Genomic DNA, 11,763 nt, shown 5'->3' with positions numbered 1-11,763 from the left:
GGGTGTGGAGATGGGCGTATTCTTCGCCCTTATCAACAGGAATTAAAATGAGCGAAAGCTTTGCGGAACTCTTTGAAGAAAGCCTAAAAACCCTGAACCTTCAGGCAGGCTCCATCATCACCGGTGTTATCGTTGATATCGATTACCAAGCTCGCTGGGTAACCGTTCACGCTGGTCTGAAGTCTGAAGCTCTGATCCCGCTGGAACAGTTCTACAACGATGCTGGTGATCTGACAATCAATGTCGGTGACGAAGTTCACGTTGCTCTGGACTCGGTTGAAGACGGTTTCGGTGAAACCAAGCTGTCCCGTGAAAAAGCCAAGCGCGCTGAATGCTGGATTGTTCTCGAAGCAGCCTTCGCAGCTGAAGAAGTGGTCAAGGGCGTTATCAACGGTAAGGTTAAAGGCGGCTTCACTGTCGACGTTAACGGCATCCGTGCGTTCCTGCCAGGTTCTTTGGTCGACGTTCGTCCAGTGCGCGACACCACGCACCTGGAAGGCAAAGAACTCGAATTCAAGGTCATCAAACTCGACCAGAAACGCAACAACGTTGTCGTTTCCCGTCGCAGCGTCCTGGAAGCAGAGAACTCCGCCGAGCGTGAAGCTCTGCTGGAATCCCTGCAGGAAGGCCAACAAGTCAAAGGTATCGTCAAAAACCTCACCGACTACGGCGCATTCGTCGACCTGGGTGGCGTGGATGGCCTGCTGCACATTACCGACATGGCTTGGAAGCGCATCAAGCATCCTTCCGAAATCGTCAACGTTGGCGACGAGATCGATGTCAAGGTTCTGAAATACGATCGCGAACGCAACCGTGTTTCCCTGGGCCTGAAGCAACTGGGTGAAGATCCATGGGTCGCTATCAAAGCCCGTTACCCAGAAAGCACTCGCGTCACCGCACGTGTTACCAACCTGACCGACTACGGCTGCTTCGCTGAGCTGGAAGAAGGCGTTGAAGGCCTGGTACACGTTTCCGAAATGGACTGGACCAACAAAAACATCCACCCTTCGAAAGTCGTACAAGTCGGCGACGAAGTGGAAGTTATGGTTCTGGACATCGACGAAGAGCGTCGTCGTATCTCCCTCGGCATCAAGCAGTGCAAATCTAACCCATGGGAAGATTTCTCTGGCCAGTTCAACAAGGGCGATAAAATCTCCGGCACCATCAAGTCGATCACCGATTTCGGTATCTTCATTGGTCTGGACGGCGGCATCGACGGCCTGGTTCACCTGTCCGACATCTCCTGGAACGAAGTGGGCGAAGAAGCTGTTCGTCGTTTCAAGAAGGGCGACGAGCTGGACACCGTTATCCTGTCGGTTGACCCAGAGCGCGAGCGTATCTCCCTGGGTATCAAGCAACTGGAAAGCGACCCGTTCTCTGAATACGTTCAGGACAACGACAAAGGCGCAATCGTTAAAGGCATCGTGAAAGAAGTTGACGCTAAAGGCGCCATCATCACTCTGGCCGACGATATCGAAGCGACTCTGAAAGCCTCCGAAATCAGCCGTGACCGCGTTGAAGACGCGCGTAACGTTCTGAAAGAAGGCCAGGAAGTAGAAGCCAAGATCATCAGCGTTGACCGCAAGAGCCGTGTAATCCAGCTCTCCATCAAGTCGAAAGACGATGCTGAAGAGAAAGAAGCCATCCAAAGCTTGAAAGACAAGCCTTCGGATAGCATCGCTGCTGGTCCTACCACTCTGGGCGACCTGTTGCGTGCACAAATGGAAAAACAGAACTAAGTTCTGTCAGACCATAGAAAAAGGGCGACTTCGGTCGCCCTTTTTTGTGCCTGAAATTTGCTGAATCAACGTCGAGAACCAAGGTGAGTAGATCAGTGTCAGAACTGACTATAGTCTTAGGAAAAAAGCGGTTTTCGTGATGTCGCTTCAGTAAGGAGTTGAATGAACAGGCTTATTGTAATACTCGCAGTGCTCATGCTTGCAGGCTGCTCCACCACCAGTGCCAAGACCCACGCTAAGCGGGGCGTCAGCGGCATCGAGATCGACTGCTCGGGGCTGGGCAATAAGTGGGACAAGTGCGAGAAGCGCGCCGCCCGTGAGTGCAAGATGCAGGGCTACAAGGTCATCACCAAGTCCAGTGACGCCACGGACGAAGAGGGCGACTACCTGTTCGGCTGGAACCCTGCTGGCGCGGTGACTCGCAAGATGCTCGTCATCTGCAATTGAGTCGGTTACGGGTTTCACGCAGGTGTTTATTTAACCCGCAGATAAGTTTATCCATGGGCTGTTCAAATTCATCAAGTCATGCTAAAACCTTCGAAGCGCTTTTCCTAGCTGCTTGAAAAAGAAGGGAAAAATATGACGAAGTCGGAGTTGATCGAACGAATTGTCACCCATCAAGGGCTGCTCTCATCCAAGGATGTTGAGCTGGCTATCAAGACCATGCTCGAGCAAATGTCCCAGTGCCTGGCGACGGGTGATCGGATTGAGATACGTGGGTTTGGCAGCTTCTCGCTGCACTATCGCGCGCCGAGGGTGGGGCGAAATCCTAAGACTGGGCAGTCGGTGAGTCTGGATGGGAAGTTTGTGCCTCATTTCAAGCCGGGGAAGGAATTGCGGGATCGGGTGAATGAGGATGAGGAAGAGGGCGTCTGAATCTTTATGGTCAGGGGGCGGATTTATGCTTAGGGTTGGACGTGTCATTGCTATCCTTGTACTGCTATCGGTTTTGGTATTGGTTCTGGCATTTGTGCTTGAGAATCAACAGGAGATTACCATTTCATTTTTTGGGTGGGCTACGCCTCAGCTGCCAGCGTCTGTATTCTTGGCACTCTCACTGATTGTCGGAATGGTCGCTGGTCCCGTATTAGGAGTGTTGGTCAAGATCAATCGGTTCGGAAAAACTCGACATCTTAGCTAAATCGAGTGGTGAGTATTTAATCGGCACATTGAAGGGGTGGGTTAGTCATCTCTCCTTCGAGCTTCCTGCATGTTGTTTTCTCACTGTTGAGTGAGAACGATGGTACCTTTATTCTTCCTCTTGCCTTTACGTGCTAGGCCAGTAATGGTTTAATATGCGCGATTTTTTACCTAAAAAATATATCTGTGCTTATTAAGTTAACTACTTGATTGCTATTCTCTGTATACGAATATCAATTTAAGTCATGTACTTCCAGTACTGAACCATTAGGCTGATGTGGCTGCAGTTTTATCTGGTTGCACGGGTCGATTGTTCTGAGGAGTGGCCAAGAGTCGGTTCGACATAATGGAAAGTTTTGCACTCGTGAGTTAAGTGAACTACTTTGCTTCCTGTGTCAACACGTAGGTGTGTGCTGATTGAATAGATGGTCGGCCATTAGGCGGGTCGAGACGGTAGAAAAGTATTTCGGCGCGTTCGTTCTGTTGTAGCCATTTAGCTACGTGATTTAGGAGTGAATGAATCGATTTTTCACGATTCAATTGCACCAACCGTCATGAGGCCTATTTTCTTATGGTATTCGTCTTTGATCAATGCCTGTTCAGCGGGCGCGAAACTAATAGCTGCCTGGTCGACATGCGCAACGTTTTTTCCAGTTCGATGAGATTGATTGCAGAGGCTTGGTGTGGGTTGTTATGTGTGAAAAAATATGGATGATTCTCACATGCTCTATAGCATAACTACCCGGCTGAGCCGTAGCTAAGAATAGTACTCTGCCCTCCTGATGAAAATAATTATTGATATTTGATATTTTCGTGTTTTGTACTCCATTTTTAAGGGGTGGGGGCAAGGACTGATACTAAAATTTTTTTGTGAGCTGTGTAATGTCGATCAGAAACAACACCGTTTGGAATTTGATTGGAACGGGAGCACCCTTCCTATTGGGGTTGATCACTATTCCGTACTTGATCAAATGGACAGGCGTAGAAATGTTTGGTGTCCTTACATTGGTATGGATATTGATTGGCTATTTTAGTTTGTTTGATTTTGGTTTAGGCCGTGCTTTAACTCAAACAGTCGCGAAAAAGATTGCAGAAGAGAAGATTGATGAGGTGTCTATAACTATAAATCTTGGTTTATTTTTAGTTGTATTCGCTGGTGTGTGTGGTGGTGTTTTGTTGGGCGCTATTTCCCATATGTTGGGGGCTCATTGGCTTGGAGTGAGTGCTGAACTGCAAAGCGATGTTGTCATTTCATTTTTAATCGCTGCTGCAGGCATCCCTCTTACTACTGCAACTTCTGGACTGCGAGGCGTATTAGAAGCATATCAAGAGTTCGGTAAGGTTAACGTTTTGAGAGTTTTATTAGGTGTGGCCAATTTTGGAGCACCGGCATTGACCGTGTTGATATTGGGCCCAGAGTTAAAGTGGATGGTTGCAAGTTTGGTCGCTGCCAGAGTTGTAGTCTTTATTGCACATACTTATTTAGTCGGTCAGAAAAGTTCATTTTTTTGGGTTTCTCCAAAAAAGCACAAGGCCGAAATTCGCCAACTAATAACATTTGGCTCATGGATGACGTTGTCGAACGTAATAAGTCCTTTGATGGTGACAGGAGATCGATTCGTAATTTCCTCCATGATGGGCGCCAGTTTTGTCGCCTATTACACAGTACCCTTTGAGGTTCTTGTGCGTTTTCTTGTAATACCTGCTGCATTAACAGCCGCCATATTCCCCAGACTTTCCGCTTTGTTAGTGACTGACATGAGGAGTGCTTACAGCCTTTTCAGAAAGAGTGTTATGTTAGTTGCTGCGGTAATGCTCGTCTTTTGTGCCACTGCTGCATTTGGTTCTAACTTCGGTATGACTCTATGGTTGGGGACCGAATTTTCCGAACAGTCTGCGATGTTAGCTTCGATCCTTGCAATTGGAATCTTGTTTAACTCAGTTGCCCAAATTCCACATTCGGTAGTGCAGGCGGCCGGAAATGTTAAAGGAACAGCCATCGTACACTTGGCAGAGTTTTGTATATATTTTCCTATTCTGTATCTGGCGGTAAGAAATTTTGGATTGATGGGTGCCGTAGTTGTTTGGGTGATTAGAGCATTTGTGGATATGTCGTTGATGTTCTTACTTAGCCGTAAAATTTTTCTCAAGCAGGAGAGGAATTAATGTCCCGTAAAATAGCAGTTGGAATTGTTGTTTTTAAACCAGGTCAACCTGTACTAGATCGAATTTCCATGATGGTGTTAGCTGGATTCGACGTCTATATTTTCGATAACTCTCCAGAAGTGGAGAGTGTTAAACGGATATCTAAAAATACCCCTTGCGTACACTATTTTACTTGCGGAAAAAATGTGGGCCTAGGATATGGTATATCAACAGTATGCGCGCAAGCGTACGCTGATAATATAGATGCTCTGGTTTTTTTCGATCAGGATACCGGTTTTAGTATTCAGACTTTGGAATTTATAGAGAACTATTATATTAAGCGTCTAGATATTGCTGATAGTTATAGTTCTTTTTGGTTTAATGCTAAGGCGATCAATTGCGAGAATGCTACGGGAGGTGAGCTTAAAGATGTTGAACTCTCGATTAATAGTGGTTCACTTTATTTCCTTGATAAGTTGAAGTTGCTAAACTGGCACGATTGTAGTTATTTTGTAGATGGCGTGGACTATAAGTACTGCCTTGATACAAATAATGCAGGTCTGAAGATAGGGGAGTGTTCTTATGCTCCCGGTTTCGATCATGTGAGCGAGCAGGATGACAAGGTATATCGTTTTTTTTCGAAAGAATATTATTTGCGTCCTTATCCGCTTTTTCGAATTGTTGATACCAGTAAAGCTAGCTTAAAGTTAATAATTTCATCTCTTGTGGCGAGGCGTATGAAATTTGCAGCTAAGTTCTTTAAGTTCTACTGTATTTATTTAGCAACGCAGTTGTTAGTGCGTATTGCCCATAGTGAGGTTAAATAGCAATGTTTGAAGTGTCGACTAAGAACGCACAGTTTGCGATATTTACGGTTTGTAATATTGCGTATTTGCCTAAAGCGCTAGTCTTAGCTGAGTCTTTGCAGAAGTTTAAACATCCGAAGTTAAAGATTTATTTGTTTGATCGGAAGACCGACAAGGTTGATCTAGAGCAATTTTACTCTATTGCACAGTTTGTGTGGATTGAAGATATTGGTTACGAAGGCTTGGAACAACTAGCTTTCAAATATGACATTACGGAATTCAGCACTAGTCTAAAACCATGGATAGCATTAGATCTTTTAAAATTTTCCGAAAAGGTTGTTTTCTTAGATCCGGATACATGCTTATTCTCATCGCTTGATCGGTTGTCAGAGTTGTTGGATGAAAAAGAGATAATCCTTACTCCTCATTATATTACACCTGAGCCAGCAAGTGATTTAGGTATGATGCGGTTTGGATCCTTTAATCTAGGTTTCTTTGCTGTCAGAAAAACACCTGAGGCGATAAGATTCCTAGAATGGTGGAGTGATCGCTGTCTTGAATCCTGTTACTTCGAAACGCAATTTGGTTTGTCAACTGATCAAAAATGGGTAACTATTGCACCGTGCTTTTTTCCAACACTTTATATTTCTTTTGATCTTGGATATAACGTCGCATTTTGGAATATGCATGAGAGGGTGATCGATGCTGCTGAAGAAACTGGGTACGTGGTAAACGGTAAATATGCCTTGGTATTCTTTCATTTTAGTGCGTTTGATGAGAAGAATCCTCAGTTTCTTTCGAAACGTCCATTTTCGACTAAAACTAAAGGGCGAAAAGATTATATGCCATTAGTGCTTACTTACAAAGAGGCGCTGGATGGATATAAAGACAAGGTTCCTAATGTTGCCTATAGTTTTGATTATATGTCAAATGGTGACTACATATCTCCAACTTTTCGTCGGGCGTACGCTAGCGTTCTACCAGAATTGCCGGTCAATCATGATCCTTTTGACTCTAGTGGGGTGGTAGCAAGGTTTGGGTCAAAAAACTATTTGCTCAGAAATAACGGAAGTTATAAATCTACTGGCTTTGGAGACTTGAAAGATAATAGGGTGAAACTGAGAGTTATAAATACTGGTTTGAAATTGGCGTTGCGTATATTCGGTCCCAATAGAATGATGAATTTTTCAAGGTTGTTTGTATTTTTATCGAGCTTTAGAATGAATAGGGATATGTGGAAGCTCTGATACTTGGGGTGCGTCATTAGTAGATAGGCTGATGGCGCACGCACGGCGGAGTGCTTTTTATGCATTGGCAGTCGATAGGGGCGGGCTCGTACATGTTGCAGGAAAAAAAAATACGTCAGTTTCATCCTGGAGGGCTAGCCATACTATTTCTTTGGTTTGCCTGTATTTTTGATCCGGTCGGCATGTTGTTTAATATAAAGTTTGTTGCAATAATCATAGTTTATATAGTTATTTTTTTTAAACTTATAAAGAAAGGCGGTCGCCTAGATCTTACAAAAGACTATATTTGGTTTTTTATTTTTTTTGCAATAGTGCTGCCAGTTTTCGGGGTGACAGTTTCAGTCTTTCACGGAGTTTCAGAGAGCGGAGGAGATACTTCTTATATATCATCTGCAGTGTATGTAGGTTGTTCATTACTTTATCTATTTCCGGGATATCTAGGTGCTGCATGCCAGAGCCTATCGATATCGCTCCGAGCCTTAGCGCTTTCTATTTGGCTTACATTGCTGGCGATTATCACCGGGCATCATGAGGCGTTGACTGAGTTCTATTTCAATCACGGAATGGCTTATATAGGTGAACGAACGTATTCTGCTGTTGGTTTTTACTATATCTATTTTGTTGCCTCGCCAATGCTCATTTATCTGGTTTGTAAAGATACTTGGGAGCTAATTTCATCATTTTCGGTTAAGCGCCTGTTAATTTTGTTTATGACAGCAGGAGCTCTTTTTCTATCGGGTACTAGGGCTAACATGGTGCTTGCAGTAGTTGCGCCTTTTTTTGTAATGACGTGGTTTCGGTATGGCCGGGCCACGTTAATTTTTGTTCCCGTAATGGCTGGGGTCTTAATTCTGACGATGATAGTTTTTAACATACCTATAGTTTCTGACATGTTCGGCCCTGGAGAACAAAGTAATTCCACAAAAATCGCTTACTTGCAAAGCTATTACAAAATTTTCAACGATCCTCTGATATTACTAATCGGCCAGGGTTTTAATGCTAAAGAATGGTCAGGTGTGGTTGCTGCCATGCTTCCAGAAGGCGCTAATAAAACTGAACTGAGCTATCTCGAGATGCTACGTGTGTTTGGCTTCTTTGGTTTGTTCTTTTTGCTGTTATTGCTGAAAAGGCTTAGTGTAAATGGAGCTATCGCAAGAACGGGCTATCCTTGGATCGCCCCTGGATTGATTCTGTACGCGATGGTTTCTGCTATCAATCCATACATTTTTTCCTCTAACGGCATGCTTTTGCTCGGTTTTTCAGCGGCGGTTTTATCCGCAGAGAAGTCGACCGCATCTGATCGACAACAAAGTGTCTAATGGTGCAGAATAGGGGATAAGGAATTTATTTATCTATGAGTGGTAGATACTAACATGTTCAAATCTAAAGTACTTATGATTACGGGTGGCACGGGATCTTTCGGAAACGCCGTGTTAAAGCGGTTTCTGGAGACAGATATCGCCGAAATACGTATCTTTAGTCGCGATGAAAAAAAGCAAGACGATATGCGCAAGCATTATAATAATAAAAAGCTAAAATTCTATATTGGCGATGTTCGAGATTATCAAAGTGTGCTGAACGCTAGCCGAGGTGTGGATTACATTTTTCATGCGGCAGCGTTAAAACAAGTACCCTCCTGTGAATTTCACCCTATGGAGGCTGTAAAAACCAACATAGTAGGCACGGAAAATTTGTTAGAGGCGGCTATACAGAGCGACGTAAAGCGAGTTGTATGTCTAAGTACCGATAAAGCGGTATATCCCATTAATGCAATGGGTATTTCAAAGGCGATGATGGAAAAGGTGGTCGTTGCTAAATCTCGTAATGTTGATGAGAGTAAAATTATAATCTGTGGCACGCGTTATGGAAATGTCATGGCGTCCAGGGGGTCGGTAATCCCTTTATTCATTGAACAAATTCGCGCAGGCAAACCGCTCTCCATCACAGACCCAAAAATGACACGTTTCATGATGACCTTGTCAGACGCTGTCGACCTCGTACTCTATGCTTTTGAACATGCAAACAACGGCGATTTTTTTGTTCAAAAAGCCCCTGGCGCAACGGTCGAAACGCTAGCGCGTTCGTTGACAGCGTTAATGGGCAAGGCTGATCATCCCATTAAGATTATTGGTACCCGACACGGGGAAAAGCTTTACGAGGCTTTGCTTAGTCGTGAAGAAATGGCCTGTGCTGAAGACATGGGGAACTATTTCCGTATCCCGCCAGATTTGCGTGATCTTAACTATAGCAAATTTGTTGAAGAGGGAGAGGAGAAGATTTCAAAAATGGATGATTACAACTCTCATAACACAACTCGTTTGGATAGTGATGGGATGCAAGAACTTCTGATGAAGTTAGAGTTTATGCGTGCTATCAAACGCGGCGAATACGTAACTCCTGAGGAATAAATCATGAAAGTACTCATCACAGGTGTTGACGGATTTGTTGGAAAAAATCTGGTCGCTCACCTTCGTGAGCGAACAGATATAGAAATATTGCGATTCAGCCGTGAGAGCGATATCTCAGAACTCTCTGAACTTATACAGAAATCGGATTTTATTTTTCATTTGGCAGGTGTGAACCGACCTCAAGAATCAGAGTGTTTTCAAACGGGTAATGTAGATTTCACTCAGACGTTATGTGAGGCGATAACAAAGAGCGGCAAGTGCGTACCTTTGTTGTACACATCCTCCGTTCAAGCGGACCAAGATAACCCCTATGGATCTAGTAAATTGGGCGCTGAGGTGTTGCTCACACGTTTGTCAAAAGAGCGTGGAGTGCCTGTTTATGTTTTCAGATTACCTAATGTTTTCGGAAAATGGGCCCGCCCAAACTATAATTCTGCGGTAGCGACGTTTTGTCATAATATTGCTCGTGATCTGCCAATTCATATCAATGACCCTGCAGCGCACATCGTGCTGGTCTACATTGACGATGTGATGAGAAGTTTTATTGCTCTTATGGATCAACCTGCTAACGGAGTTAAATTTTTAGAAGTAGAACCTAAATATCGAACTACGGTGGGAGATGTCGCGGGTTTTCTGAAAATGTTCAAAGATGGTCGCGATACCTTAGTAACTGAGTCAGTTGGCGAAGGATTATGCCGTGCTCTGTACTCAACGTATCTAAGTTATCTGCCTCCAGAGAAATTTTTCTACGAGATTCCCCAGCACAAAGATCCTCGTGGAATGTTTGTTGAAATGCTCAAGACTAAAGACTCCGGTCAGTTTTCATTTTTTACTGCACACCCAGGTATTACTCGTGGTGGACATTATCATCACTCCAAAACAGAGAAGTTTCTAGTTATCAAAGGTGAGGCGCTGTTCCGATTCAAACAGATTGATTCTGGGGAGTTATATGAGGTTTTTGCTTCTGGAGAAAAATCTGTAATTGTCGAGACAGTACCTGGTTGGTCTCACGATATCACCAATATCGGTGAAGATGAAATGATTGTTATGTTATGGGCCAACGAGGTTTTTGATCGAGAAAACCCCGACACCTACTCAATGCCGCTTACTAGCGAAGTGAGAGCGAGATGAAAAGAGGGAATTATGAATAAGCTGAAAGTCGTTACTGTCTTAGGCACCCGTCCTGAAGTTATTCGTTTGTCTCGAGTTATCGCTGCTCTTGATATGAGTTGTGAGCATATCCTTGTGCACACTGGGCAAAATTATGATTATGAGCTCAACCAGATTTTTTTTGAAGACTTGGGTATTCGTAAGCCTGATTACTTTCTCAGTGCAGCGGGGGCAAGCGGCGCCGAGACGATAGGGAATGTAATAATAAGTGTTGATCGCGTGCTTGCGGAAATTGAGCCTGAGGCGTTACTCGTCCTAGGTGATACCAATAGTTGTATGGCTGTCATTCCGGCTAAAAGACGAAAGATTCCCACGTTTCACATGGAGGCAGGTAACCGCTGTTTTGATATGCGGGTACCTGAAGAAATCAATCGCCGGATTGTTGATCACACAGCAGATATTAATCTGACGTATAGTTCCATCGCTCGTGACTATTTATTGCGTGAGGGATTACCACCTGACATGGTAATAAAAACGGGTAGTCCTATGTATGAGGTGCTTAATTATTATCGCGATAGCATCGAGGCATCAAATATTGTAAATGATCTTGGTCTTAATATAGGAAAGTATTTTGTTGTAAGCGCACACCGTGAGGAGAATATTGATTCTGAAAAAAATTTTCTAAAATTGGTTGAGGTTTTGAATGCTGTTGCAGTTAATTTCGACTATCCGATAATTGTTTCAACGCATCCAAGAACCCAGAAGCGTGTTGATGCTCTAGGGGTGAAGTTTCATAAAAATGTTCGTCTACTCAAACCGTTGGGGTTCACGGACTATAATAAGCTTCAATTGGAATCCACGGCCACTCTATCTGACAGTGGTACCATTAATGAAGAGTCGTCTATACTGAATTTTCCTGCCTTGAATTTGCGCGAAGCTCATGAGCGTCCGGAAGGCATGGAAGAGGCCGCGGTTATGATGGTAGGGCTCGAAGTTGATCGAGTGATGCAAGGTCTAGCGTTATTGAAAAGTCAAAGGCGCGGAGAGGATCGTACACTACGGTTAGTATCTGATTATAGTATGCCTAATGTTTCCGATAAGGTGGTTAGAATAATTCATAGTTATCGAGATTATGTCATGCGAGTCGTTTGGAAAAGGTTTTAGTTGA

At 44.0% G+C, this 11,763-nt stretch carries 11 protein-coding genes; all 11 read left to right on the top strand.

Annotated features, from left to right (window positions below):
- Positions 1-47: 47 nt before the first annotated feature.
- The 11 genes from rpsA to wecB all read left to right on the top strand — a co-directional run bounded on the left by rpsA (position 48) and on the right by wecB (position 11,759).
- Entirely contained in the window at positions 48-1,739 is a 1,692-nt protein-coding gene (gene rpsA, locus K7431_RS06175) for a 30S ribosomal protein S1 (RefSeq protein ID WP_012722933.1), read from the top strand.
- 162 nt (positions 1,740-1,901) lie between these two features.
- Entirely contained in the window at positions 1,902-2,186 is a 285-nt protein-coding gene (locus tag K7431_RS06170) for a hypothetical protein (protein WP_012722934.1), read from the top strand.
- 132 nt (positions 2,187-2,318) lie between these two features.
- Positions 2,319-2,615 (top strand): integration host factor subunit beta, encoded by a 297-nt coding sequence (ihfB, locus tag K7431_RS06165; RefSeq protein ID WP_003218804.1) that lies wholly within the window; start codon positions 2,319-2,321, stop codon positions 2,613-2,615.
- Positions 2,590-2,880 (top strand): LapA family protein, encoded by a 291-nt coding sequence (locus K7431_RS06160; RefSeq protein WP_370636053.1) that lies wholly within the window; start codon positions 2,590-2,592, stop codon positions 2,878-2,880. The genes ihfB and K7431_RS06160 overlap by 26 nt, the downstream gene beginning before the upstream one ends.
- 881 nt (positions 2,881-3,761) lie before the next feature.
- Positions 3,762-5,045, top strand: coding sequence for a flippase (locus K7431_RS06155; RefSeq protein WP_043204985.1), 1,284 nt, complete (start codon positions 3,762-3,764; stop codon positions 5,043-5,045).
- Complete coding sequence (locus K7431_RS06150) at positions 5,045-5,851, top strand: glycosyltransferase (RefSeq protein ID WP_012722937.1); 807 nt, start codon at positions 5,045-5,047, stop codon at positions 5,849-5,851. The genes K7431_RS06155 and K7431_RS06150 overlap by 1 nt, the downstream gene beginning before the upstream one ends.
- Before the next feature lie 2 nt (positions 5,852-5,853).
- Positions 5,854-7,077: a putative nucleotide-diphospho-sugar transferase gene (locus K7431_RS06145; RefSeq protein WP_012722938.1), complete on the top strand. Its 1,224-nt coding sequence runs from the start codon at positions 5,854-5,856 to the stop codon at positions 7,075-7,077.
- A 92-nt stretch (positions 7,078-7,169) separates the two neighbouring features.
- Positions 7,170-8,396, top strand: coding sequence for a hypothetical protein (locus K7431_RS06140; protein ID WP_148270901.1), 1,227 nt, complete (start codon positions 7,170-7,172; stop codon positions 8,394-8,396).
- 54 nt (positions 8,397-8,450) lie between these two features.
- Positions 8,451-9,485, top strand: coding sequence for a polysaccharide biosynthesis protein (locus K7431_RS06135; RefSeq protein ID WP_012722940.1), 1,035 nt, complete (start codon positions 8,451-8,453; stop codon positions 9,483-9,485).
- Between the two features lie 3 nt (positions 9,486-9,488).
- Entirely contained in the window at positions 9,489-10,616 is a 1,128-nt protein-coding gene (wbjC, locus tag K7431_RS06130; protein WP_012722941.1) for a UDP-2-acetamido-2,6-beta-L-arabino-hexul-4-ose reductase, read from the top strand.
- Positions 10,617-10,628: 12 nt separating this feature from the next.
- Positions 10,629-11,759 (top strand): non-hydrolyzing UDP-N-acetylglucosamine 2-epimerase, encoded by a 1,131-nt coding sequence (gene wecB / locus K7431_RS06125; RefSeq protein ID WP_012722942.1) that lies wholly within the window; start codon positions 10,629-10,631, stop codon positions 11,757-11,759.
- The last annotated feature ends 4 nt before the right edge of the window (positions 11,760-11,763 follow it).

The sequence above is a fragment of the Pseudomonas fluorescens group sp. genome (assembly GCF_020093335.1).
Taxonomy (GTDB): domain Bacteria; phylum Pseudomonadota; class Gammaproteobacteria; order Pseudomonadales; family Pseudomonadaceae; genus Aquipseudomonas; species Aquipseudomonas petroselini.
This window is presented reverse-complemented; position numbering and strand designations above follow the sequence as displayed.

Excerpts from the sequence above, each read along its gene's own strand:
- rpsA (WP_012722933.1), top strand. The coding sequence starts at position 48 with ATGAGCGAAAGCTTTGCGGAACTCTTTGAAGAAAGCCTAAAAACCCTG.
- K7431_RS06170 (WP_012722934.1), top strand. The coding sequence starts at position 1,902 with ATGAACAGGCTTATTGTAATACTCGCAGTGCTCATGCTTGCAGGCTGC.
- ihfB (WP_003218804.1), top strand. The coding sequence starts at position 2,319 with ATGACGAAGTCGGAGTTGATCGAACGAATTGTCACCCATCAAGGGCTG.
- K7431_RS06160 (WP_370636053.1), top strand. The coding sequence starts at position 2,590 with ATGAGGATGAGGAAGAGGGCGTCTGAATCTTTATGGTCAGGGGGCGGA.
- K7431_RS06155 (WP_043204985.1), top strand. The coding sequence starts at position 3,762 with ATGTCGATCAGAAACAACACCGTTTGGAATTTGATTGGAACGGGAGCA.
- K7431_RS06150 (WP_012722937.1), top strand. The coding sequence starts at position 5,045 with ATGTCCCGTAAAATAGCAGTTGGAATTGTTGTTTTTAAACCAGGTCAA.
- K7431_RS06145 (WP_012722938.1), top strand. The coding sequence starts at position 5,854 with ATGTTTGAAGTGTCGACTAAGAACGCACAGTTTGCGATATTTACGGTT.
- K7431_RS06140 (WP_148270901.1), top strand. The coding sequence starts at position 7,170 with ATGTTGCAGGAAAAAAAAATACGTCAGTTTCATCCTGGAGGGCTAGCC.
- K7431_RS06135 (WP_012722940.1), top strand. The coding sequence starts at position 8,451 with ATGTTCAAATCTAAAGTACTTATGATTACGGGTGGCACGGGATCTTTC.
- wbjC (WP_012722941.1), top strand. The coding sequence starts at position 9,489 with ATGAAAGTACTCATCACAGGTGTTGACGGATTTGTTGGAAAAAATCTG.
- wecB (WP_012722942.1), top strand. The coding sequence starts at position 10,629 with ATGAATAAGCTGAAAGTCGTTACTGTCTTAGGCACCCGTCCTGAAGTT.